Origin of the sequence: Streptomyces sp. NPDC093598 (assembly GCF_044764825.1) — a bacterium.
GTDB lineage: Bacteria > Actinomycetota > Actinomycetes > Streptomycetales > Streptomycetaceae > Streptomyces.
The window spans coordinates 91,981-114,704 of record NZ_JBIWIV010000019.1 but is presented as its reverse complement, the minus strand read 5'-3'; the positions used below and the strand labels follow the sequence as shown (position 1 = coordinate 114,704).

The window sequence follows — 22,724 nt, the reverse complement described above, 5'->3', positions numbered from 1 at the left end:
GACACGCCGAACGCTCACTGTCCGTGAGGTGAACGCCGGTGACGAAACGGGGACCAATTCCCGCAAGAGCAGTGAAGAAACCAGGTAGATCGGCCGCGTGTTCTTCAAATCGCCGGGCACGAGGAGCAGCGGAGGTTGATAACTATGGTTCCCCTGCTTCTCGTTCTGCTTCTGGCTCTGATCCTCTTCGGCGCGGGCTTCGCGCTGAAGGCCCTGTGGTGGATCGCCGTCATCGTGCTGGTCGTCTGGCTGCTGGGCTTCGTGCTGCGCAGTGCGGACACTGGCGGCCGCAAGGGCCGCTGGTATCGCTGGTAACCCCAGCACACAGCCACATGCCTGTGGGCCCCGGGAACACCCGGGGCCCACAGGCTTCAAGGCATCTCCCCGGGCAAACGGTGTAACCATCACCTTTCCGAGCACTCGGGCCTATAGCTGTGGCCCGGTGAAGCAGCGGAACCTGCGCCTCCAACCACCGGACCCCAGCCACATCCCGACGCCCCGCACAACCGGCTTCACCCCTCACGGCAGGAGCGGAGTCACCAGTGGCGCCCTTCTCTGACAGACGGTTTCTCCAGGCCAGACCTCGAAGGCTCGGCTACCAGCCTGCTGTTACTCACTTTCGGGTGACAACCCAATCCCCTTTTAGGTGGCGGGCCTAGCAGGAAGACGCCACGCTCAGCCCCCGCAAGGCCTGACAGGATGTCAGCGTGTCCACATCCCACACGGGTGACATACATGGATGTTGCATCTGGGAGTCATGGAAAAATGGACAACCATTAACAAGGTGTCGCGTTTCCCCGCAACTTATTCACGGCGTGGACAGAGTGTGTGTGCGGGCCAGTCGGCCGTGACCGCACACCGCACCAACATCCCCGGACCGTCCCTTGTGGCTGGACCGGGGAGGGTGTCCGCACCGTGAGGGGATCTGATGTCCGCTTCCGCTTCCGTCACCGCTCGCCGTATCGCCGCCGCCGCACTCACCGTCGGCGCGCTCGTCTCTGTGGTGACTCTGCCGGCCTCTGCCGCCGAGCCCCCCCGACCGGCCCAAGGTCGAGATCTCGGCCGTTCAGTACGACTCCCCCGGGCGTGACGACCGCTCCAACCGCTCCTTGAACCACGAGTGGGTGGAGATCATCAACACCGCCCGCCGTGCGGTCAACTCGATGGCTGGCCCCTTCAGGACGAGGACGTCCACACCGACACCTTCGACCACTACCGCATCGAGGGCCGCGCCACCGTCCGCGTTCACACTGGCGTCGGCCGGGACCGGAGCACCGATCTCTACCAGGACCGCCGCCACTACGTCTGGGACAACCGCTCTGACACCGCCACCCTGCGCAACGACCGCGGCCGCGGCTGCTGCGTAGATCATCTGTCATCTCGCGTTTCAACCTCCGTGGCATTGGCACGGAGGCCGATGGCGGGTTGGAGGGGATGCGATCATGAGCGAGTCGTGTTCATGCGCCCGTGAGGTGATCTTTTGAGGAAGGTGGCACTGCGTTCCCACGCACTGTTGCCTCGGCAGTACGACCACCAGAAGGTCCTGGCGACCACAGTGGACGCCTGGGGCCGGGCCCTCTGGTTGATCTGCCCAGACGCGGAACTCCAACCAAGCTCGTTTGGCAGGCCCTACCCCCAGCCCCGCACCCGGCCTTACGACGCGCTTCTCGTCATCAACAGCGGCGGCGCGGTCCGGGAACAGCTCCTGCGCGGTGTGAGCTTGCGGGCGACCCGGTTGGATGCCTTGCCCAATGGCCGGTTGGTCCTGGAGGGCCACGGTGACGCGGGGGACCACAATGCTCAGATCTACGGGCCTGACGGCCGACGCCGCCGAAGCTTCGCCATGGGGCGTGCGGTCGAGTACCTGATGGCAGACCGGCGGCACCATGTATGGAGTGCCTACTTCGACGAAGGCGTCTACATCGACCCGATCAGCTCCGCCGGCCTGGTGCGCTGGGACAGCGGCGGCAACCAGCAGTGGGGGTACACGCCTCCGGAGGGCATCGAGTACATCGATACGGTCTATGCCTTCAATGTTGACGACGGTGTCGCGTGGGCCAGCTACTACCCGACCTTCCCGCTGCTCGAGGCCCGGACCGACGGTCAGATCCGACTACGGAGGATTCCCGTGGTCGCTCCTGCGGGCATGGCTGTGCACGGAAAGCAGATCGTCATGCTCGGCGGCAACCGGCAACCAGACCGCCTGCATCATTGCCGCATGACAGAGCATGAGGCCCTACTGATAGAGGAAGCCTGTCTCACCCTCCCCAACGGTGCACCGCTCAAGCGGTACGCACGCCCTATCGGACGAGGCCGGCACTTGTACCTGCGTGGCACATCGCTTAGGCAGTGGTACGTGATGGGCATCTAGGCTGCCCCAAGTGCTCTTGGGTTTCGAGCACTGGCCGCGCCTTCGTACTCGCGGGCCTTGAGGCGGTGGGCCTCGCGCTGGTGTCTGTGGTGCAGGCCAGAGCGCACGTGCCAGCCGTGGTTGGCGGTCCTGGCCAGCTTCTTCCACTCCGGGTCGATGGTGTCGAGGTCGGCGAGTGGGGCGCCGCCCGCGGCGAGCAGGTGGGCTTCGAGGGCCTGGACGCGGCCGGTCAACCGCTTGAGGGACTGATCCGTGTCCTGGATGTGGCCGCGTACGTCGTCGTCCAGCTCGGTGAGGTCGTTGCGGACGGTGCTGAGGTCGTCCTCGAGGCTGCGGATGCCGCCCCGGATGTCGCGTAGCTCGTAATCGAGGTCTTCGACCTCCCCCAGCTTCGAACGCAGCGAGTGCAGCTCGTGCTCCATCCCGCCGGTCCGGGTCTCCAGACGGCGGATCTGGTAGCTGTAGTCGTCGCTCACCGCCGCGCCTCATGCGCACCCGCGTCCGTGCTGTCCATCAAGGACCCGGCGACGAGCTTCCAGCCCACGGCGGCGGCGATGATGAACCACCGGCTGATCACGCTCAGGCTGATGAGGGCCATCAGGAGCGCGACCACGTGCAGTCCAATGGCCCCGAAGCGGCGGTCACGGTGCTGTTCGGCATCGACCTTCTGGAAGCAGCCGGCCACCGTTCCCCCGAAGTGCGGGACCAGCAGGACCAACCACCAAGTCGAGCGGTCGAGGACGAAGACGACCGCGATCAACACCGCGCCGACAGCCGCCTGGCCGCGCCAGGACCATGTCACGATGCGCTCACTCCGTCTGCGATCGGGTTCGGCCAGACATTCGGGAATCGTCTTCTCGATCCACCAGCTTGCTGGTGACGTTCACCAGCCGGGCGTACTCCACCACGAACTGGTCACCGTCGGAGTGCTTCAGCACCTCGGCATGGCGAGCGCCGACCTTCTGCTGAAGTTGCGCGAACTGCTCCGCAACCACTTCGTCCCCGTCCCCGAAGTGGCCTCCCTCACGGAGCTGAACGCGATGGTCGATCAGTGGGACCGGGACGACGAAGGCCGGAGGCTGCGGGGCCGCACCCGTACCGTCGGCGCCTACTTCGCGCAGGAACAGCACCTGCTGCGGCCGTTGCCGACCGAGCCGTTCGAGCCGGGACGCTGGTTCACCCCGAGGGTCAACCGCTTCAGCCAGATCAGCGTCCGCGGCAACGCCTACTCGGTGCCGGTTCGTTTCATCGGCCGCCAGCTGAGGGTCCTGCTGCACGCCAACGACCTCATCGTGGACAAAGACCTTCACCGACCCCCGGCTCTGCGCGGCCATCGTCGACCGCCTCACCCTCAACGGCGCGATCATCCAAACCGGCACCGAGTCCTACCGCCTCGCCCACACCAAAGCCCAGGCTCAGCAAGCCACCGCCACCTGACCGACGGCCCCGGGGGTCAGACCATGACAACCCGGGGGCGCAATCACTGGCCGCGAGCCGGCACCCTACTCCCGCTCCTCTACTGATGATCTCTGCTTGGTGTCGTCGAACGACCGAACCAACCGCAGTTCAGGATCCATGCAGCCGCACGACAATCAAGCCCGGAATCTCAGTAACTGCTGCCGTCTGCCTCCTCCCGCACGCTTCCCCGTGCTCGCGCGGTCGGCTCGATTCGGCTACGCGTCGCGCCTGTGCAGCAGCAGGCCGCCGACCAGCAGCGCGGCCGCGGCCCACGTGGCGAGCACGCCCAGGCCGGCCCATGGGCCGATGGGCAGCTCATGCAGATGGACGGTGGCTTGGATCGCGAGCCCGGCGGTCATGGGCGCGATCTGCTGGAGCTGGCGCTGCCACTCCGGGTCGTTGACCACCTGGGTGACGACCGGGAACAGGTAGAGCAGCCCGAGCACGATCCCGATGGCGCTCGCCGCCTCCCGTACCGTCGTCGCCACGCCGAGGCCGATCAGGGCGATCAGGACGAGGTAGAGGACCGAGCCCACGGCCGCCCGCAGGGTCGGGCCGTCGGCCAGGGACAGCGGGGCATAGCCGTGCGCCTCGGTGAATCCGTTGCCGGGCAGGATGTAGCGGCCGGCGAGGAGGGAGGCCAGGACGGCAGCCGTCCCGGAGGCCAGGACGACCGTGGTGAGGACCGTCGCCTTGGCGGTAAGGACGGTGAGCCGGTTCGGCACTGCCATGAGCGTCGTGCGGATCATCCCCGTGCCGTACTCGCCGCTGACGGCCAGCACCGCGCAGACGGCGATGACCGCCTGCCCGACGGTGACGCCGGTCAGGGCGAGCTTGACGGCGTCCTGGCCGCACCCTGAGTCCGGGCACTTCACGGCCTTGGCGGTGCCGCAGCCGACGGCCACGGTCAGCGCGGCGGCGAGCAGGAGCAACCTGCCCATTCCCCCTGCGGTGCGCAGCTTCGTCCACTCCGCGTGCAGCGCGATGCCGAAGTCCACTCGCCACGCGCCGTCCGCCGTGCTCGTGAGTCGTGCACTTCTCAGGAGACTCATACGTCCCTCCCGCGCAGCCGCACCACGGCCAGACCGAAGGCGAGCGCGGCGTATCCGCACAGCACAGCGAGGCCGGCCCATGGCGCCAGCGGGTAGTAGCCGGTCGACGGCTCGTACACGCTGAGCACCTGCGCGTACTGCGGCAGGGTCTGTTGGATGGCGAAGCCCGCAGCCGGGGTCACCCGCAGCAGCCACTCCGAGCCGCCCGGGGGCAGTACGCCGGAGGTGGCAAGCAGGAAGGGCAGCACGATCGACGCGATGACCAGGGCGACCACCGTGCCGCTGCGCCGCAGAAGGGCACCGACGCCGAGAGCGAGCACGGCGGCGGCCGCGCAGAGCAGGCCGGTGCCGACCATGACGCGCACTTCGGTCGCCGACGTGACGGGGAAAACATGGAAGCCCCTGCCGCGCGCGCTGCGTTCTCCGACAGGGATGGTGATCGCGGCGGCGACCAGGCCGAGGGCGAACGCGATGCCCCCGGCCACCAGCGCCTTGGCACCAAGCACCCGGCCCCGCAGGGGAGTTGCCGCCATGGTCGTACGCAGCAGACCGCGCCGGTACTCGCCGGTGATGAACACCGTGCCCACGGCGATCACCACGATCAGCCCGGCGAAGGTGCCGACGAGGAAGTTCTCGACGGAGAAGCCGACGCCCATGACGGGCCCGCCGACGACCGGTGCGATGTCACCGGCCCCGGTCACGGTGAACCCGCCGCCGTCGGTCTGGGTGAAGCCGCCCTTGGTGGTGTTCGTGTAGCTGCCGGAGGTGCCCGCGTCGCCGCCCACCTGTGTGCCGCTCCACGCCCCCTGGGGCCAGTCACCGGTAAGGGCGGGGCGGCCGAAGGTGCCAGTGGCCACGGCGGGACTGAAGCCCGGGCCCGCCGCCGTGTCCTGCTTCGCCTGCGGTGACGTCGCGAAAAGCCCGGCCTGCACGGTGCGCGCAAGCCCAGGCAGCTTCGCATGGCCGACCTTGGTCCAGTGGGAGCCGTCGGTGGAGGTGGAACCGGTGAGACTGTCACCGGAGCGGACCAGGCGCAGCCAGTGCGGGGACTCCTTGGAGACCTTGCCGGAAGGGCCCGCCGTGTCGTGCGTGTAGTCGTACTGCATGCGCACGCCGTGGCCGCCGGTGGCCATGACCGCCGCGTACGGGGATCCCTGGGTGAGGCTTTCCTTCACGATGATCCCTGTCTTCGCCCAGGGTTGGGCGCCCTGGGCCGTCTTGCCGGTCCCGGTGTCGGCCACACCGGTCAGGGACCGCAGGGGAACGGTGAGGGCGCCGTCGCCGCTGAGTGTCCTGTGGACGAAGTAGAAGCTGTCATTGACGGCCTCGCCGCCGGGGCCCTTCGGATACGAGGCGGAGTCGGCGCCGCGACCGCCGGGGGCGGGGGCCGCCGTTCCGAGCAGGCCGACCACGATCGTCACCAGGAGGGCCCCCGCCATGGCGAGGACCCAGCCGCGTACCGTACGGAACTTCGTCCACTCGGCGTGCAGCGTCCTGAGGAACCCGCCCCGCTCAGCGCGCTTCGTGGCCGGGGGGCGAGGGGTGAGGGTGGCGGTCATCGCGTGGCCTCCCCTGCCGGGATGCCCCGGTACTCCACCGCGTCACGGGTGAGCTCCATGTACGCCTCTTCGAGCGTCGCCCGGTGCACGGACACCTGGGAGAACGGCACCCCGTTCCGGGCGAGCAGGGCCACGATCTCCTCGTCGGGCAGGCCCGTGACGCCAAGGGTGTCGGGGCCAGTGGCGAGAACGGTGGCGCCCGCGCCGTGCAGGACCTGGGCGGCGCGCGGAGGCGCGGAGGTACGAAGGGTGACCTGGCCGCCGGACGCCTCGGCGAGTAGATCGGACACGTTGGCGTCCGCGACGACCCGGCCGCGCCCGATCACCACGAGATGGTCCGCGGTGTCTTCGAGTTCGCCCATCAGGTGACTCGAGACCAGGACGGCGCGGCCCTGCTGGGCCAGCGACGACAGGAAGCCGCGCATCCACACGATGCCGTCGGGGTCGAGGCCGTTGAACGGCTCGTCCAGCATGACGACCGGCGGGTCACCGAGGAGCGCCGCCGCGATCCCCAGGCGCTGGCGCATGCCCAGCGAGAAGCCGCCGGCCTTGCGCCGGGCTGCGGTGCCCAGGCCGGTCTGATCGATGACTTCGTCCACCCGCCGGGTCGGCACACCCTGTGAGTGGGCCAGCCACAGTAGGTGGTTACGGGCGGTGCGGCTCGGCTGCAGCGCGGAGGCGTCGAGCAGTGCCCCCAGATGCCGAAGCGGGCGACGCAGGGTGCGGTACGGCACCCCGCCGACCAGGGCCTTTCCCTCCTCAGCCGCGTCAAGGCCCAGGATCACACGCATGGTGGTGGACTTGCCCGCGCCGTTCGGGCCGACGAAGCCGGTCACCCGTCCGGGCCGCACAGTGAACGTCATCCCGTCCAGAGCCAGCTGTGGCCCGAAGCGTTTACGCAGACCGATGACCTCGATCGTCGCCTTCGTACTCTCATCGCTCATGGGCCCCACCCTGTGACGGAGCGAGTTACAGGGGCCGAACGGCCCCTGTCATCTCGCTGTTAGGTGCCTCGGCTTAGCCTGGCCCGGTACGTGTCCTGGTGCGGTGGCGAGAGGGGAGCATGCGGATGAAATGGGGTCCGCCCCGACGGCTCGGGGGCCTGACCACCCGGCTCGGCCTGCGCCGTGGCACTGCCCGCACCCGCTTCACCGCCTTGTACGTGACTCTGTTCCTGCTGTCGGGAACGGCGCTGCTGGCCATCGCGGCAGTGGTGGCATCCGGCGGATCGCGCTCCAGCCAGACCGCCCCCGATGGCAGCACCGATCAGCCCGTCACGGCGGCACAGGCCCAGGGCCGCATCGACGAACTGGAGCAACAACTGGCCCAGGCGCACGACACCCAGTCCCGGCAGATCCTGATCGGCTCCGCCATCGCCCTCGGCGTCATGGCGGTGATCTCGATCGGCCTCGGCTGGTTCGTCGCCGGCCGGGTGCTGCGCCCGCTGCGCGTGATGACAGCGGCCACCCGCCGGATCACCGCCGACAGCCTGCACGAACGCCTGGCCATCGGCGGCCCCGGCGACGAGGTGAAGGACCTCGCCGACACCATCGACGACCTCCTCGGCCGCCTGGAGGGCTCCTTCGACGCCCAGCGCCTCTTCGTCGCCAACGCCTCCCACGAGCTGCGCACCCCGCTCACCACGATGCGGGCCTCCCTGGACGTGGCCCTCGCCAAGCCGGGCCCGGTACCCGAGACCACGGCCACGCTGGCCGCCCGGATGCGCGCCGAACTCGACCAGGTGGACCGGCTGCTGGAGAGTTTCCTCGTCCTGGCTCGCACCCAGCACGGTGAGTTCACCGACTCGACGCGCCTCGCCCTCGGCCAACTCGCGCTGACCGCCCTGACCGGACGGGCAAAGGACATTGCGGCCAAGGGCCTGACTGTGCGTGAAAACCGGATCGACGACTGCGCGTGGGTGTGGGGCAGTCAGACGCTGCTGCGCCGCGCGGTCGACAACGTGGTCGACAACGCGATCGCGCACAACGGCCCCGGGGGCTGGATCAGTGTCGCGGTACAGGCCGAAGGAGACGACGCAGGCGCAGTGTCCCTCGTCGTCGAGTCCAGCGGACCGGTCCTCGACCAGCGGCGGGTGGCGGACCTCGCGCAGCCCTTCCGCCGCCTTGGCGCCGACCGGACCGGCACCGGCCAGGGCAGCGGCCTCGGCCTCTCCATCGTCGCGGCCATCACTCGGGCCCACCACGGCACCCTGGACCTGCGCGCCCGCCCCAACGGCGGCCTGCGCGTCACCATCACCCTCCCCCGTACGGACGGCAGGGCGACGGCGAAAGCTCCCAACACAGAGACGGGCGTCGCGCGTTGAGAGTCCTGGTGGTCGAGGACGCCCGCCCCCTCGCCGAAGTCATCGCCGAGGGACTGCGCGACCAGGGCATGGCCGTAGACGTGGCCCACGACGGGCTCGACGCCGCGGCCAAGCTGGACGTCAACACGTACGACGTCGTCGTGCTCGACCGCGACCTGCCAGGCATCCACGGCGACACCCTCTGCCAGATGATCACCGAGCGGGACGGCCGCGTGATGGTCCTGATGCTGACCGCCGCCGTTTCACCCGGGGACCGCGTCAGCGGCCTGACCCTGGGCGCCGACGACTACCTCGCCAAGCCCTTCCACTTTCCCGAACTCGTCCTGCGCATCCGCGCCCTGGCCCGCCGTCGCCCCGCCGCCCGGTCCCGCACCCTGAGCACAGCGGGCATCGAACTCGACCCGATGCGCCGCACCGCCAGCCGCGACGGTCACCAACTCGACCTCTCGGTCAAGGAATTCGCGGTACTCGAAGCCCTCCTGAACGCCAGCCCCGCCTTTCTCAGCACGGAAAACCTCCTCGAACAGGTATGGGACGAACACGCCGACCCGTTCACCAACACCGTCACCGTGACCATCAGCCGCCTACGACGCAAACTCGGCGACCCCCCGGTCATCGCCACCACACCCGGCGTGGGGTATCGGATCATCGACCCAGCCGTCCCACCCGACTGAGCAGGGGCCGGCGGCCCGCGAGCGGAGGCCGTGCTCATGCGGCGGGTCTGGCGGGCAAGGGCGGCGAGGCCGACGCGCACCACACCCACTGTCCGGCAGCCTCCAGCGGCTCCCCGGGGAAGGTGTCCGCACCATAAGGGGACCTCTTGTCCGCTTCCGCTTCCGTCACCGCTCGCCGTCTCGCCACCGCCGCACTCACCGCCGGCGCTATCGTCTCGGTGGTCACGCTGCCGGCATCCGCCGCCGACCACGCCCGCCCCGAGCGGTCCAAGGTGAAGATCTCGGACGTCCAGTACGACTCCCCCGGCCGTGACGACCACTCCAACCGCTCCCTGAACCGGGAATGGGTGGAGATCACCAACACTGACCGTCACACCGCCAACCTCGACGGCTGGACCCTCAAGGACGAGGACCGCCGCACAAGGCCGCTCCACGGTCCGCGTCCACACCGGCATCGGCCGTGACACCGACAGCGACCTGTACGAGGACCGCCGCCACTACGTCTGGGACAACCGGGCCGACACCGCCACCCCCCGCAACGACCACGGACGCCGCATCGACCGCGGGCCCTGGAGCCACCACCAGCCACGGCGGCCACCACCGCTGACCCACCACACAGCGGGCATGCACCGAACACCACACCCACGCCCCGACAAGATACAGACGCACCCGGCCAGAAGGGCCGGGTGCGTCCCATTTCAGACGACACGGTCGCGGGCGCGCGAGCCAGTCCGACCCGGCACGCAGCACCCACCGTCCTGCCCGGCCAGACGAACCGCTCCGGCGCCGGGAGCACCGCCGCCCTTAGACATCGTTTCTGATGGCGTGATCGCTCGTTGAGCCATGCATGACGGATCTGGTGGAGCGGTTGGTGCCGGACGAGTTGTGGGTGCTGTTTCGGCGGGTGGTCCCTCCGACGGAGGTCATACGGCCGCAAGGTGGCGGGCGGCGTCGGGCCGGTGACCGCGAATGCCTGGCAGCGATCATCTTCGTGGCCACTTCGGGCCGGCCTGGCCCACGGTCTACCGGCGCTTCGCCCAGTGGAGCGGGGAGCGGGTGTTGGCCCGGCTGCACCGGGTGATCCTCGACGAACTCGGCGCTCTGGGCGAGCTGGCCTGGTTGCGGTGCGCTATCGACTCTGTCAGCGTCCGGGCGGCAAAAGGGGGCAACTGACCGAAACCGAATCCGACCGACCGTGGCAAGTCGGGCTCGAAAATCCACCTCATCACGGATCGAAACGGCGTGCCGCTGTCGCTGGGCATCTCCGGTGCCAACATGCACGACAGCCTCGGCCTCAAGCCGCTCGTGCGCGGGATCCCGCCCATCCGCTCCCGCTGCGGCCCGCGCCGCCGGCGTCCGGCCAAGCTCCATGCCGACAAGGGCTACGACTACGACGACCTGCGGAAATGGCTTCGTGAGCGTCGCATCCGCCACCGCATCGTCCGCAAGGGCATCGAGTCGTCCACGCGGCTCGGCCGACACCGTTGGGTCGTCGAGAGAACGGTCTCCTGGCTGGGCGGATGTCGAAGGCTGCACCGCCGTTACGGGGAAAGGCCGAGCGCTTCCTGGCCTTCGTCGGCATGGCCGCAGCCCTCATCAGCTACCGCCGACTCACCAACTGAAACGGTGTCTAACTGCGGGCACCCACGACCAGCCGGCGCCTCCACCGGCTGGTCCTGCACTCCACACGGGCTGAGCGGCGACGAATGGCTCCGTGGGCCTTTGGAGTCCCCAACCAGGTCGGCAGCGCCGGGCATTATGCTGCTCGCGACTCAACGAATCACGTGTGAGGTGCCCATGAGCAGGCTGCTGGATTTCCACGAAACCACGGTTTCCCCAAGTTACCGCATCTTCGGTCTAGTCGACACGAGTATCGATACGTATGCACCCCATGCGGATCGCTCACAATGGCTCCTTTCTGCCCCTGGCATGGTGTATCTGCAGGTGCCGCCCCAGGTGATCCGGGCGTCTGTGCGGTTGGAGAGTTGGTCAACCGTCCCTCCGCCGGCCGATGAGGAGTGGTCCGGTACGGAAGAGGTGGAGGTGGAGCTTCCCGGCGGTGACCTCGCCTTGGAAACCATCGACGGCGGGCAGAAGGAAACCCCCCTGATCCTGCCCTCGTCCGGCTTGTACAGGATGCGATGGCAATGGATATTTAATCCTGCAGGCGGGGCTTTCACCTCTCCACTGGCGGGAATTCGCGAACCCCTGCCCATGCCCTTGAGACACGAGGAGAAACTGAACGGCGCGGATCAGTACTGCTTGGTCCAAATCTGGCGCATCACGGCCAGTGAAGACATCGTGGAAGAGTAAGAGAAATGCGGGGCCGCTCCGATGGAGCGGCCCCGCATGACGATCATTCGAGACCGGAGGTCCGGTCAGTCGCCGATGACGACTATGAACGGGTCATGACTGAGAATCCGGTCGTTGTCGTACCAGGCGCCGAGACGCCGCCCGGCCTCTTGATTCTCGTCTGAGTCGATGTAGCGGACGGAGAAGTCGTCGCGGTACGCATCCCCCTCGTACTGGTAGCGCGCGGCCCCCTGATAGCTGGAGGCGAAGGGGAACTCGTCGCAGTCGCGTTGCTCTCCCGCCGTGGGTCGGCCCGGAACGGCGGCGTTGTTGCATGTGGAGGAGACCACGGAGCGGTTGGCGTCGTAGCGCGCCTGCTCGTTCAACCCGAACCCGGGCACGAGGCGGTGCATCGGATTCAGGGCACTCCCGCCGGGCAGCTTCTTGTCGCTCTTCGTCGGATAAGTGCTGCTCGGGTCGTCCAGAGCGTCGCCGATGTGGTCCGCGACAGCGGCGACTCCGATGTACGGCTCCACGGGAGCACTCGGATCGGACGTGTCGCTGCGGTCGTAGCGCAGGGCAGGCGTCGCGTCGGGGAAGACGGAACCCACCTTCGCCCGCACGTTGTAGGCGGCGCTGTCGAAGCGGACCTCTCCCTGCTCGCCCTCGGAAGGAATGACCTGGGAGTACCCGGGGATCGTGAACTTGAGGACCGGGGTGAAAAGACCCGTGGCTATCTGATCGCCGTTGGCGACGTCGGGCAGCCTGGGCGCCAGCGACCACAGGTCGAACTTCGTGTCACCGTTGTACTTCCACTGGCTGGGCGAGTCACTGCGGCCGGTGTACACGCCAGGCTGGCAGGCGTCCTCCGCCGTGGGGCTGCCCGGAACTCCGATGTCCCAGTCTCCCTCGCACTCCAGTTTCGCTTCCAACTTGGCGCCTGCCTTGTTGAAGTCTCCGCTGGAGAGGAAAACATCCACATTGAAATCGAATTCGGCGAACCGGGTCAGCGTGCTGTCACCCAGACCGCCGATCTGTCCTCGACCGATGAGGGTGTTGGTCGAGATGAAGGTGCCCTGCAGATAGCAGCCGGGGGGCCAGAGACCGCACCTGATCGCCGGCATGACCGTCAGAGTCTCCTGGCAGTACGAGAACCGGTTCTTGATCCACCCCGATGCGTTGTCCGAGTCGTCGGCGTTATGGCACTCGTCGACGTCGGCGATGTACTCGTAGGGATCCTGGCCGTTGTTCTCGGGCTTGCGGCCGCGGTTGAAGCGCTGACTGGGAACGGTGTAGGTGCGCTCCCAAGCAGCCATCGTCCCGACGGTCGGCCCCTGTGCCGTACCGGCCGCGGCACTGCTGGAGGTACCGGACGTGGCTGCGGCAGGCTGCTCAGCGGACGGACCGGTGCGCGGCTTGATGCCGAGCGCGTCCAGATTCCCGTCCCTGTTCAGGACTTGCTCAACCTGAGCGGGGTCGGCGATCAGCGCGGGATCGTTGATCGTGTAGGTGTCGCCCGGCTGAAGACTGGTTGGGACGCCGGCGGCGGCGGTCTCCACGACGAACGTCCGCCACGGGGACCATCCCAGGTTGTAGTGGGTGCCGTCGTAGGCGTTGGTGCGGAACTTGTACATCTTGCCGTCGACGAGCTGCCCCTCGGGGACCGTCACGGTGGCCCACTCGCCGGGTGTGACGAAGTCGGACACAAGCACGCCGTCCCCGGCCGGAGTCGTGATCGGCGTGTTGGTTTCCGCGTCGTAGACCTGGAAGCTACCACTGACCTTGTCGCCGTCCGCGTCGGCGAACTGGTCCCTCAGCGTTGGTGTGAGGGTGCTGACGGCCCACACACCGTTGTAGGTCTTGAAGGGCGGACCAGCTTGCTGCGCCGTTCCGTCGGAGGGACGGTAGTTGTAGGTCACGGTCAGCTTCGGCTGGTTCGCGGTCGCGTTGCCGGAGTTGACGCGCTTCCAGGCACGGGTGTCGTCCGTCTCCGTGCGCAGACCCATGTAGCCGCGGGTCGCCTTCGCGGAGGCCCAGGTCTGCACGAGGGTGTCGACGTCTGCGTTGATCCAGCCGTCGGGCTGGGTGGCGGTGCAGTCCGGGTTGCCGCGGGTCTGGGTCGAGGAGTGGTACTGCTTGTTCCAGGTGGGCTGGTTCGTCCAACGGGACGAGGTGGACGCCGCGGTGGTGTCCCATACGGTCCACGCCTGGGCGGCGCAGTCGGTGTTGCCCGAATGGAAGTTCCACAGCGCCAGGTTCGTGTCGATGATCAATGCGTCCTGGATCGGCGTGGTGTTCCAGTGGACGAAGGACCGGGCCACGCGGGTGGTGCCGTCGGCGTTGGTGGTGCCGGGGTTACCGAAGTCGAGTTCGGTGTCGGCCGACCAGTCGACTGTTTCACCGCGCTGCACGTAGGTGTCGAAGGTGGACGCCAGGGCGGAGGTCGAGGGGTCAACCGTGACCGGGTACCGGGTCTTGGGGCTGGCGAGGAACTCCGCGCTGGGCGTGACAACCAGGTCGATGCGGCCGGTTCCCTTGTTCACGACCTTCATGGCGACGCGGGACCGGCGGGTGTGCTCGCCTGACCGCTTGTCCACCGAGGCGTCCCACATGACGGGGGCGGGCATCGTCGCGCGTCGCTCACCGGTCTCGGCGTCGGTGAACGTCACCGAACCGTCCTTGTCCGCCTTGGCCTTCAGCCCCTTGGCCTTGACCGGCAGCGTGTACGAATAGGCGCCGGAGGGCCTTTCGTTGATCTCGACGTACTGCTCAAAGCCGGTCCGCGTCGCCTCGACGATGACGTCGGCGCCCGGTACGGCCTCCGGGTAGCGAGCAGTGGTGCCGTCCAGCTCCGGCGCAGGAAGACCACCCTTCCACTGCAGCGTCACGGCCTGCTCACCACTGCCCAGCGTGACGAGATCACGCGGGGCGGCGTCACGGGCAGCGGCCAGCGAACGCGGCGCGGTGCCGCCCTTGCCGGCCAGGCGCAGCCCGTTGGGATGCTCCTTCGCCTTCACCGTGCCGTCACCGGCCCGGGTCAGCGTGGCATCGACCTTGCGCCACGCACCGGCCCGCCACACCCGCTCGGGTCCGGAGGTCAGCTCGGTGGTGAGAGTGCCGTCGGGGTTGGCCACGGTGTACGAGGTGGCCGTCGTCTCGTCAGAGGCGACGACCTTCTTGCCGGTCTTCCGAGCCTCGAGTCTCGCCCACTCCTTCGAGCCCTTGGCGTGGCGAGCGGCCTTCTTGGCGTCGGCCTTGCGAGCGTCAGCCTTGTAAGTCTGGGCGGCTTCCGCAGACGTGCTGCGGTCAGGGCCAGAAGCCGCGGCGGCCTGGCCCGTGATGGCGATCCCCGCCTCGGCGATCAGCAGCAATGCGGCTGCTGCCGCAACTCGGTTGCCTCTTATGCGTCTTGCTGGGGTGGATCGTGTGGATGGCGACACGAAGTGCAGTGCCCTTCCTCATGGGTCAACTCAAACGTCTGTGCGGAGTCGCACGAACGGCAGGACCCTGACAGGAAAAGCAACCCCTCTGAAGTTGCTTTCAGGACACGTGCATCAGACAACTAGTCGGGAGATGGGCGCGCTTGGCATGTCGGGACGCACGTGATCAAACGTCAGGTAGATCACATCAGATCCTCGGCCCCACAAGGACGGATGGGGGAACGTGCAGAGCGAAGAATCCGGTCCCTGCTTGGCCTGTGACCTCACTTGTCGTGATGGGGAAGTCGAGATGTCCGATAGGGAGCATTCCCCACCCTGAGCGGCAAAACGGAGCTGTGGAGAGAACGCGCCTCAAGGCCGAGGTGACCTGAAAGTGACGCTAACTCTCCGTGCACGCAAGGAGTGTGACGTTTTTTCAGCCTAATGCGCTGGATGAAGAATGGCCTACCCGGCCTTTCACACGCCGGGGAACCTCCAGCCTGGCCGACGACGGCTTTCGCGTGCCTCTCCTCCTCCGGCCGGGGGCACATGTAGATCGTGGTCAGATGGATCTCGTCCACTCCGGTGATCCCCTTGATCCCGTCCGGGCCGGCCGAGGGGTCGACGTCGAGCTCGATGTCGTCGTAGCCCCAGCCGGCCGTGGCCACGGTCGAGTACTTGGCACCGGAAGCGGTCTGCCAGCCGATGTCCCACATCACGAGGGTGGCGCCGAACGCGGTGCAGTGGAGGTCGCCGTAGGCCCGGGCGGAACCGTCCTCGTTTACGCACACGATGATGGTTCCGTAGCCCTGGCTCACCTCCTTGGTCTCGGTGACGCAACCGGGTGCCGCCGAGGCAGTGGTGCCTGACGCGGTGGCCGCCGAGGCGGCGGGTGTGGCGGCGACGGACATGCCCAGGAGGACTGCGGAGAGCAAGGCAGAGGCGAGCTTCTTCACAGGATGCCTTTCACCGGACGTGACAGGGATGCCGCAAACCTAGCCACGGGCGTTATCGCCGGAGTATCCGAGCCCGATTTCGAGATTTCGCGGGCCTCTCTTCAGCCCCCGCTACGAACGCAATCCCCGCAACTACCTGGCCTTCCTCGGCCTCGCAGCCGCCCTTTGCTGCTACAAGCGACTCGTCCGCCTCACCACGTAGGACACGGTCTAAAGACCTGAAAGACCTCCCGCGACCCGGACTATGCAGCCAAGAAGGCCCGCGTCGAGCACCTCTACGCCATCGCCGACGGCGAGGTCATACCGAGGAGGGCGAGCGCGACGTCGTCTTCTGCATGGACGAGTTCGGCCCGCTCAACCTCCAGCCTCACCCCCGGGGCGGCAGTGGGCCGAGCGGCGGGAAGCACAAGGACCCCGAACGGGAGCCGAGGCCCCGCCTGCGGGCGACCTACACCCGCCCGCACGGAGTCAGACATCTGTTCGCCGCCTTGGACCTGGGCAAGGACAAGCTCTACGGCCACATCAAGCCGAAGAAGAACCGGATGAGGTTCCTGGAGTTCTGCCGCTATCTGCGCAGCCTCTACCCGCCCAAGATCCGTATCGCGATCTTGCTCGACAACTTCTCCCCGCACCTGACCACGAAGAACGACACCCGGGTCGGCGACTGGGCCGAGGCCAACAACGTCGAGTTCGCCTACACCCCGACCAACAGCTCCTGGCTGAACCGCATCGAGGCCCAGTTCACCGCCCTGCGATACTTCACGCTGGACGGCACCGACCACGCAAGCCACAAAGAGCAAGGCAGCATGATCCGCCGCTACATCATCTGGCGGAACAAGCACACCGCCGAAGGTCATCGTCGGCGAGGGCGACCGCATCCGAACCGTCCTGATCACCGACCTGCTGCCCGAAAGCTACGTCTGGGCCGACCACGCCCGAGGTGCCGGCTCACCGGCGGCAGCTGGTGGTCGTACTACGACCAGACCACGGTGACGTCCGCCTCTGGCCTGGACATCGACCACATGGTGCCCCTGGCCGAAGCCTGGGACAGCGGCGCCTCGACCTGGACCGCGCAGCGTCGCGAGGTCTACGCCCAACGACCAAAGCCAGGAGACGTCGCTCGTCGCGGTCACCGCCCGCTCCAACCGCAGCAAAGCCGACCAGGACCCCGCCCAGTGGATGCCCCCGGCCGGCGACGTCCACTGCCGGTACGCCGCCGAATGGACCGCCACGAAACTCCGCTGGAAGCTCACCGTCAACGACACCGAACACGCCGCCCTGACCGACCTCGCCGCCGCCAGCCCCGACCAAACCGTCACCTACACCCCCGCCACCTGACGACAGGCCCGAACACCGGTCGTTCCGCCCAGGACACAGATGGCGCGGACGCCGGTGTCCATCAAGAGAGGCGAGAGCCGAGCGGGGTCTCGCCGCGCCAGGCAGCATCGGCCGTGGAACGCGTGATCAGGACCGTTGCCGGTAGCGGGCTCTGGTCAGAGCACTCGGCGGCCAACCGCAGTGAGAGTCATCGTTCGCGACGTGGACACTGCCGGAGCCGATGCTGAGAGGCCGCCCGGTGGCCAGCTGCATCGCGGGCACGCGACTCGCCCGAGCGGGCCTCAGCCGTCGTAGCGGTGGGTGTAGGGGGTGTCGGGGCAGCCGCGACCGACGAAGAAGTACACGCCGCCGAGGTCGCCCAGGGCCATGTCGTGCCCGAACGCGTCTCTGGGCGAGGGCTGCGCAGCGGGTTTTTTCGCTCTGGCTATCTCGGAGGCCATCGACAGGGGAATCTGTGCGCCGTACCAGCTGGTCTGCGTGGATGTCACCGACACGCAGTTCCAGGCGGCCGTGCTGGCCGGTGCGGATGGGCGATGTGAGCAAGTGCGCGGGGCCCGGCTCGCCGCGCTGCAGACGGCTCTGGACCGGGCGAAGCAGGCCGGTCGGCGGGGCGTATGCGGCGCAGCCGTCGGTGCGGCGGGCGCGGTCGTGCGGGGCGAGCGTGGCTACAGCGTCGTCGTGGTCGCGGAGGCGGGCGGGTCCGAGTTGCTGGAGGGAAGCGCCGGTGATCAGCGTGGCAGCAGGGGCTGCGGCCGGGAGGAGGTGGGCGGTTTCGCCCCGTCAGTCGGTCGACGAGTTGGTGGGCAGTCCCCCCAGACCACGGAAGGCCCGTGCAGGCGGGCCGCGGGGTGAGGGGCGCGGGCGGCGGACGGTGGCGCCAGACGGTCGGCGGCGGCGTGCGGGGCTCTGCGCAGCAGGCAGGGCTGTCGTAGGGAGCCAGAGGGCGCAGGGCGGGTGGAGTGAGTCAGCGGCCTGGCCGCCGGAGGGCGTCGGCCGTCTCGCCCTCTGGCGCGGGGGGCAGGCCGTCGTCGTGGTGGCGGCGGGCGGCCGCTGAGCCGGTGATGACCGTGTGGTCGGCCGGGTGCAGGGCTTGTTGCCGAGCGGCGGGGATATGGGGGCGGTGGGAGACCACGGTCGGGGGGTGCCTGCGTCGGCGCGCAGTTGGAAGAGGCGTCCGATGTGGGCTGCCGTCGGGCGTGCGCAGGACGGTGAGCCTGGTGACCGGCACAGCGGTCAGCCGTGCGATGGCGGCTTTCCAGGCGGGCTGGCGACCGGAGGGAAAGCGGCCCGGCAGCAGCGGTGGTCTGCCCAGGCCGGCCAGAGGTCGTGGCGAGAGCGGGTGGGCCGAGGTCGTTCCCGTCACGGGCCGGTCTGTGCCCTTGTGGGGTGCCGGCGCAGACCGTCGAGCCGGCCGCCGGCGGTGCTGCGGGGTCGTAGGGCAATCCGTTCTCCCCCCATTGGCTCTTTTCGACTGTTGGGGCGTGCGGTTACGGTCCGGTCATGGACGAGCTGACCAGGATCTTCCATCATGCCGCCGAGCATGCCGCCGCCTATCGCCGCTCGCTGCCCGTGCGAGCGGTGGCGCGGCCCGTCGACTACGCAGCTCTGCGCGCCGCGTTCTCCCGCCCGCTGGACCGCTCGCCCGCCGATCCGCTCACGGTGATCGACGAGCTGGTGGCCGTCGCCGAGACGGGGCTCGTCGCCACCGCGGGGCCGCGGTTCTTCGGGTTCGTCGTCGGCGGGGCGCTGCCCGCAGCCACCGCCGCGGAGATCCTCGCCGCCGGGTGGGACCAGAACGCCTTCAACGCCGCGCTCTCGCCCGCCGCCCTCGCCGCGGAGGAGGCGGCGGGCGGCTGGCTGAAGGACCTGCTCGGCATCCCCGTCACGGCGTCCACCGGGTTCGTCACCGGCGGACAGGCGGCCAACACCGCAGGCCTCGCGGCAGCACGGCAGCACCTACTCACCGAGGCCGGCTGGGACGTCGGACACAAGGGGCTGGGCGGCGCCCCCCGTCTACGGGTGGTCGCGGGCGAGGAGCGTCACGCCACCATCGACCGCTCGTTGCGGCTGCTCGGCCTGGGCACCGACTGTTTGGAGACGGTCCGCACCGATGGACGCGGCGCCCTCGACACCGACGACCTGCGCCGCGTGCTGGCGTCCGACCCGGGCACGCCGGCTGTCGTCTGCACCCAGGCGGGCAACGTGAACACCGGCGCCTGCGACGACCTCCGCACCGCATGCGACCTCACTCACGCCCACGGCGGCTGGGTGCACGTCGACGGCGCCTTCGGCCTGTGGGCCGCCGCGAGCCCAGCGACCCGCCACCTCCTCGACGGCGTGGAGCTGGCCGACTCCTGGGCCTGCGACGGCCACAAGTGGCTGAACGTACCCTACGATTGCGGCTACGCCTTCTGCTCCCGCCCCGCCGTCCACGCCGCCGCCCTGTCATACACCGCCTCCTACCTCACCCGCGCCGGCGGCACTGCGGCCGGCGGCGCCGACTACACCGCCGAGTCCTCCCGCCGCGCACGCGGGTTCGCGACCTGGGCGGCGCTGCGCGAACTCGGCCGTGACGGCGTCGCCGCACTTGTGGACCGCTGCTGCTTGCTCGCCCGCCGCTTCGCCGACGGCCTGACCGGGGCAGGCTTCGAGGTGGTCAACGACGTGACGCTCAACCAAGTCCTCGTCAGCTTCGGCGACGACGCCCGCACCGATCACGTCGTTCAGGCAGTGCAGCATGACGGCACCTGCTGGATGGGCGCCACCACCTGGCGCGGCCGGCGGCTGATGCGCATCTCGGTGTCCGGCCACGCCACGACGCAGGCCGATGTCGACCAGTCGATCGCGGCGATCGTGCGTCTGGCGCGGTCGTCGTAAATCCTGGCGGCACTCACCTGACGAGCTCGGGTGCATGGTTGCGGTGAGGCATCGGGCTCCTGATCGTCGATCATGGTCGTGTGGTGGGGAACGCGACTCGTGCAGCGATCATCAGCAACCGAAGGATTACCGGCCTGTCGGCCGGTGTCATCGCTGAACTCGTCGCGGAGATAGGCCCTTTGTGGCACGAACGGCACCAGGCGACGCTTGCGTCCCGGCCATGCGAGCGGGCCGTGGGCGCTGGCGCGAAGCTCCGGCTGGTGTTCGTCGACCGACTGCTGGCCACTCTTGTCCATCTCCGCCACGGGGCCATTCATGACGTGCTGGCCTGCTGGTTCGGCGTGAACCGCTCCACCATCCCCCGGGGGGCCAGCGACGAGGCGGCCGAGCAGGCCTGCGCGATGGTCGACGACGAGCTGAAAGCCGGCATCTCGTTCATGAACGCCCGCGGGCTTCTGCACTTCGACGCCCACTTCGAGAACGTCCTCACCGACGGCCGACAGCTCTTCTTCACCGACTACGGCCTCTCGATCTCCTCCCGCTTCGACCTCACACGGGACGAGGCCGACTTCTTCGACCAGCACCGCCCCTACGATCTGTCGTACAGGTGGCGCGGGCGCTGATCATCGGTGGAGAACCGCTGCCTGGGGGAGGCCGCCCGGTGATCGTGCATTGTCAACGGATGCGGACCATCACCCCGTCCGTGAGGCGGCGGCCTGTCAGTGATTGCGGTGCCGGAGCCTCTCCTATGAGATCGCACGGACGATGTGTGCGGTGACGGAAGTGCGTCGAGTGTCCGTAACAGCGGTGAAGAAACCAGGGAAATTGGTTGTGTGTTCTTCGATTGCTCGGGCATCCGGTGCGTCGGAGGTTGATAACTATGGTTCCCCTGCTTCTGGTTCTGCTGCTGGCTCTGATCCTGTTCGGTGCGGGTTTCGCGCTGAAGGCACTGTGGTGGATCGCTGTGATCGTGCTGGTGGTCTGGCTGCTGGGCTTCGTCGTGCGAACGGCGGATACCAGCGGCCGCAAGGGCCGCTGGTATCGCTGGTAACCATCAAGCGGCAACGCGCCACACTGCGGGCCCCGGGCGCACCCGGGCCCCGCAGACATGTCCGGCACCAGGCATCCCACCCGGCGAATGGGTGCAATCGCCACCTTCATGGGCCCCATGCCTCATAGCTGGGGCCCGGAGAAGCAGCGGAACCTGCGCCGCCATCCATCGGCCCCAGCTCCCTCCTCGGCCTCCCTATCGGGCCCCTATGGCGCGGTGCGGCCGGCGATGTTGCCGCCGGGGTCGTCGGCCAGAGCGACCAGAGCCGTGACGCGTTTGCCGACCGGTTCACGGTGGACTTCGTAGCCCTGGCTGACGGCGAGGGTGATCTCCAGGCCGTGCCGGCCCACTCGCTGCGGGTCGGTGGCGGCGACGTCCGGCAGGACCGGGTCGCTGTCCCACACCGACACCCGTACCGCACGGCCGACGATCTGCAGATCAAGCATGAGCGGCCGAGGCGCGTACTTCACCGCGTTGGTGACCAGTTCGCTGACCACCAGCTGCGTCATACCCAGCGCCCGCTCGGACACCGGCAGCCCGTGCACGGCCTGCACGTCGGTGAGGAAGCCGATGGCCAGGCGCCGCGCGGCACCAATACAGGAGGAGTCGCCGTCATAGGCGGCCGACGCCGACAGCGGATCACTGTCCCCGGTCTTCTGTCCCTCATCCCCCGCTGTCTGCCCCATGCAACCCGCCCCGCCCCGCCTCACATGGCCGTCACAAGAAACTCACTGTGCCCCGGCAGTCAGACAGCGCCGACCCGCCTCCCGAAACCGCCGTCGAATTGCGTCCGCTGCCGTGTGAAGAGCCAGACTGCCTGCCGGTTGCCCTGCAAAGGGCAATTCCGCCTGACTTCTGGCCCTGTTCCCTTGGGCCCGTGACGCCTGCCCCGGCGCCGAGGCGACAGCGTCTCTGGTGCATGCCCTTGGAACGCCGCACAAGCCTCTGGTCTGGCAGACCGGAGGCTGCTTACCTGTTCGCGGAGGCGGGTGGGCTGTCGGTCAAGGCGGCGACCGCGTCGGGGGTTGTGGCATGGACCGGCAGGAGTGAGTCGACGCCGGTCATGCTGAGCATGCGCATCAGGCGGTCGGGGACGGCTGCGAGGCTGAGTGAGCCGCCCGCTTCCTGAGCCGCGTGCCAGATGCCGATGATCGCGCTGAGACCGGCGGAGTCGCAGAAGCCGACCTGTGCCAGGTCGAGGGCCAAGCGCGGGTGTCCTTGTTGAATGATCTCCAGGGCACCGGAGCGCAGGGTGGGCGCGGCGTGCACGTCCATATCCCCGACGATCGTGGCGATGGCGATGCCGGGGCGGGGATGCTGGACGGTCAGGTGAAGTGTGTGGGTCACGTCGGTC

The 22,724-nt window shown here is 68.5% G+C and carries 17 protein-coding genes and 9 pseudogenes; 16 read left to right on the top strand and 10 right to left on the bottom strand.

Annotated features, from left to right (window positions below):
* Positions 1–144 precede the first annotated feature (144 nt).
* The 3 genes and pseudogenes from ACIRDU_RS34795 to ACIRDU_RS34785 all read left to right on the top strand — a co-directional run bounded on the left by ACIRDU_RS34795 (position 145) and on the right by ACIRDU_RS34785 (position 2,371).
* Positions 145–315 carry a hypothetical protein gene (locus ACIRDU_RS34795; protein WP_031106884.1) on the top strand — a complete coding sequence of 57 codons (171 nt, stop codon included), beginning with the start codon at positions 145–147 and terminating at the stop codon, positions 313–315.
* Positions 316–928: 613 nt separating this feature from the next.
* A pseudogene (locus ACIRDU_RS34790) lies at positions 929–1,471 on the top strand (lamin tail domain-containing protein).
* Between the two features lie 18 nt (positions 1,472–1,489).
* A complete protein-coding gene (locus tag ACIRDU_RS34785) occupies positions 1,490–2,371 on the top strand; it encodes a hypothetical protein (RefSeq protein WP_403587319.1) in 882 nt (293 codons plus the stop codon).
* Here ACIRDU_RS34785 and ACIRDU_RS34780 read toward each other — a convergent pair.
* Together ACIRDU_RS34780 and ACIRDU_RS34775 are read right to left on the bottom strand one after the other, a co-directional pair.
* Positions 2,368–2,847, bottom strand: coding sequence for a hypothetical protein (locus ACIRDU_RS34780; protein ID WP_403587316.1), 480 nt, complete (start codon positions 2,845–2,847; stop codon positions 2,368–2,370). The two genes, ACIRDU_RS34785 and ACIRDU_RS34780, sit on opposite strands and share 4 nt — an antisense overlap.
* The gene (locus tag ACIRDU_RS34775; RefSeq protein WP_403587313.1) at positions 2,844–3,173 is read right to left on the bottom strand and encodes a hypothetical protein; all 330 of its coding nucleotides are present in this window, start codon (positions 3,171–3,173) and stop codon (positions 2,844–2,846) included. The genes ACIRDU_RS34780 and ACIRDU_RS34775 overlap by 4 nt, the downstream gene beginning before the upstream one ends.
* Position 3,174: 1 nt before the next feature.
* On the opposite strand from ACIRDU_RS34775, the pseudogene ACIRDU_RS34770 reads away from it, so the two are divergent.
* Together ACIRDU_RS34770 and ACIRDU_RS34765 are read left to right on the top strand one after the other, a co-directional pair.
* Positions 3,175–3,600: pseudogene (locus ACIRDU_RS34770) on the top strand (hypothetical protein); the annotation flags it as partial.
* Between the two features lie 64 nt (positions 3,601–3,664).
* A pseudogene (locus tag ACIRDU_RS34765) lies at positions 3,665–3,808 on the top strand (ATP-binding protein); the annotation flags it as partial.
* A 236-nt stretch (positions 3,809–4,044) separates the two neighbouring features.
* On the opposite strand, the gene ACIRDU_RS34760 reads toward ACIRDU_RS34765, so the two are convergent.
* Genes ACIRDU_RS34760 through ACIRDU_RS34750 form a run of 3 tightly spaced genes read right to left on the bottom strand, consistent with a single transcriptional unit; the run spans position 4,045 to position 7,384 of the window.
* The gene (locus ACIRDU_RS34760) at positions 4,045–4,881 is read right to left on the bottom strand and encodes an ABC transporter permease subunit (protein ID WP_403587311.1); all 837 of its coding nucleotides are present in this window, start codon (positions 4,879–4,881) and stop codon (positions 4,045–4,047) included.
* Entirely contained in the window at positions 4,878–6,440 is a 1,563-nt protein-coding gene (locus ACIRDU_RS34755) for a hypothetical protein (RefSeq protein WP_403587308.1), read from the bottom strand. Before ACIRDU_RS34755 ends, ACIRDU_RS34760 begins: the two co-directional genes overlap by 4 nt.
* Positions 6,437–7,384 (bottom strand): ATP-binding cassette domain-containing protein, encoded by a 948-nt coding sequence (locus ACIRDU_RS34750; RefSeq protein ID WP_403587305.1) that lies wholly within the window; start codon positions 7,382–7,384, stop codon positions 6,437–6,439. Before ACIRDU_RS34750 ends, ACIRDU_RS34755 begins: the two co-directional genes overlap by 4 nt.
* Before the next feature lie 125 nt (positions 7,385–7,509).
* Here ACIRDU_RS34750 and ACIRDU_RS34745 point away from each other — a divergent pair, with 125 nt between their 5' ends.
* The 5 genes and pseudogenes from ACIRDU_RS34745 (at position 7,510) to ACIRDU_RS34725 (ending at position 11,750) form a co-directional block, all read left to right on the top strand.
* Positions 7,510–8,763, top strand: a complete 1,254-nt coding sequence (locus ACIRDU_RS34745; protein WP_403587302.1) for a sensor histidine kinase — start codon at positions 7,510–7,512, stop codon at positions 8,761–8,763.
* A complete protein-coding gene (locus tag ACIRDU_RS34740) occupies positions 8,760–9,437 on the top strand; it encodes a response regulator transcription factor (RefSeq protein ID WP_403587299.1) in 678 nt (225 codons plus the stop codon). The genes ACIRDU_RS34745 and ACIRDU_RS34740 overlap by 4 nt, the downstream gene beginning before the upstream one ends.
* A 146-nt stretch (positions 9,438–9,583) precedes the next feature.
* Positions 9,584–10,067: pseudogene (locus ACIRDU_RS34735) on the top strand (lamin tail domain-containing protein); the annotation flags it as partial.
* A 217-nt stretch (positions 10,068–10,284) separates the two neighbouring features.
* Positions 10,285–11,059, top strand: a pseudogene (locus tag ACIRDU_RS34730) (IS5 family transposase).
* A gap of 175 nt (positions 11,060–11,234) precedes the next feature.
* On the top strand, positions 11,235–11,750 hold the full coding sequence (locus ACIRDU_RS34725) for a hypothetical protein (protein WP_403587296.1): 516 nt from the start codon (positions 11,235–11,237) through the stop codon (positions 11,748–11,750).
* 65 nt (positions 11,751–11,815) lie between these two features.
* Here the strand turns inward: ACIRDU_RS34725 and ACIRDU_RS34720 are convergent, their stop codons facing one another.
* Together ACIRDU_RS34720 and ACIRDU_RS34715 are read right to left on the bottom strand one after the other, a co-directional pair.
* A complete protein-coding gene (locus tag ACIRDU_RS34720) occupies positions 11,816–15,100 on the bottom strand; it encodes a DNRLRE domain-containing protein (protein WP_403587293.1) in 3,285 nt (1,094 codons plus the stop codon).
* 332 nt (positions 15,101–15,432) lie between these two features.
* Positions 15,433–16,104 (bottom strand): hypothetical protein, encoded by a 672-nt coding sequence (locus tag ACIRDU_RS34715; protein ID WP_403587291.1) that lies wholly within the window; start codon positions 16,102–16,104, stop codon positions 15,433–15,435.
* A gap of 103 nt (positions 16,105–16,207) precedes the next feature.
* Between ACIRDU_RS34715 and ACIRDU_RS34710 the strand changes: the two are divergent.
* The 3 pseudogenes from ACIRDU_RS34710 to ACIRDU_RS34700 all read left to right on the top strand — a co-directional run.
* Positions 16,208–16,306: pseudogene (locus ACIRDU_RS34710) on the top strand (IS5/IS1182 family transposase); the annotation flags it as partial.
* Positions 16,307–16,326: 20 nt separating this feature from the next.
* Positions 16,327–16,967 (top strand): annotated as a pseudogene (locus ACIRDU_RS34705) (transposase); the annotation flags it as partial.
* A gap of 72 nt (positions 16,968–17,039) precedes the next feature.
* A pseudogene (locus ACIRDU_RS34700) lies at positions 17,040–17,442 on the top strand (HNH endonuclease family protein); the annotation flags it as partial.
* 281 nt (positions 17,443–17,723) lie between these two features.
* On the opposite strand, the gene ACIRDU_RS34695 reads toward ACIRDU_RS34700, so the two are convergent.
* A complete protein-coding gene (locus tag ACIRDU_RS34695; protein WP_403587288.1) occupies positions 17,724–17,930 on the bottom strand; it encodes a hypothetical protein in 207 nt (68 codons plus the stop codon).
* 1,012 nt (positions 17,931–18,942) lie between these two features.
* On the opposite strand from ACIRDU_RS34695, the gene ACIRDU_RS34690 reads away from it, so the two are divergent.
* The 3 genes and pseudogenes from ACIRDU_RS34690 (at position 18,943) to ACIRDU_RS34680 (ending at position 21,370) form a co-directional block, all read left to right on the top strand.
* Entirely contained in the window at positions 18,943–20,319 is a 1,377-nt protein-coding gene (locus ACIRDU_RS34690) for a pyridoxal phosphate-dependent decarboxylase family protein (protein ID WP_403587285.1), read from the top strand.
* A gap of 80 nt (positions 20,320–20,399) precedes the next feature.
* Positions 20,400–20,924, top strand: a pseudogene (locus ACIRDU_RS34685) (transposase family protein); the annotation flags it as partial.
* 275 nt (positions 20,925–21,199) lie between these two features.
* Complete coding sequence (locus tag ACIRDU_RS34680) at positions 21,200–21,370, top strand: hydrophobic protein (RefSeq protein ID WP_361950522.1); 171 nt, start codon at positions 21,200–21,202, stop codon at positions 21,368–21,370.
* A gap of 206 nt (positions 21,371–21,576) precedes the next feature.
* Here the strand turns inward: ACIRDU_RS34680 and ACIRDU_RS34675 are convergent, their stop codons facing one another.
* Together ACIRDU_RS34675 and ACIRDU_RS34670 are read right to left on the bottom strand one after the other, a co-directional pair.
* Entirely contained in the window at positions 21,577–22,056 is a 480-nt protein-coding gene (locus ACIRDU_RS34675) for an ATP-binding protein (protein ID WP_403587282.1), read from the bottom strand.
* A 283-nt stretch (positions 22,057–22,339) separates the two neighbouring features.
* Positions 22,340–22,717, bottom strand: a complete 378-nt coding sequence (locus ACIRDU_RS34670) for an STAS domain-containing protein (RefSeq protein ID WP_403587279.1) — start codon at positions 22,715–22,717, stop codon at positions 22,340–22,342.
* Between the last annotated feature and the right edge of the window lie 7 nt (positions 22,718–22,724).

Coding starts and splice junctions, on each gene's coding strand:
- ACIRDU_RS34690 (WP_403587285.1), top strand. CDS start 18,943: ATGGACGAGCTGACCAGGATCTTCCATCATGCCGCCGAGCATGCCGCC.
- ACIRDU_RS34750 (WP_403587305.1), bottom strand. CDS start 7,384: ATGAGCGATGAGAGTACGAAGGCGACGATCGAGGTCATCGGTCTGCGT.
- ACIRDU_RS34725 (WP_403587296.1), top strand. CDS start 11,235: ATGAGCAGGCTGCTGGATTTCCACGAAACCACGGTTTCCCCAAGTTAC.
- ACIRDU_RS34680 (WP_361950522.1), top strand. CDS start 21,200: ATGGTTCCCCTGCTTCTGGTTCTGCTGCTGGCTCTGATCCTGTTCGGT.
- ACIRDU_RS34760 (WP_403587311.1), bottom strand. CDS start 4,881: ATGAGTCTCCTGAGAAGTGCACGACTCACGAGCACGGCGGACGGCGCG.
- ACIRDU_RS34795 (WP_031106884.1), top strand. CDS start 145: ATGGTTCCCCTGCTTCTCGTTCTGCTTCTGGCTCTGATCCTCTTCGGC.
- ACIRDU_RS34675 (WP_403587282.1), bottom strand. CDS start 22,056: ATGGGGCAGACAGCGGGGGATGAGGGACAGAAGACCGGGGACAGTGAT.
- ACIRDU_RS34745 (WP_403587302.1), top strand. CDS start 7,510: ATGAAATGGGGTCCGCCCCGACGGCTCGGGGGCCTGACCACCCGGCTC.
- ACIRDU_RS34755 (WP_403587308.1), bottom strand. CDS start 6,440: ATGACCGCCACCCTCACCCCTCGCCCCCCGGCCACGAAGCGCGCTGAG.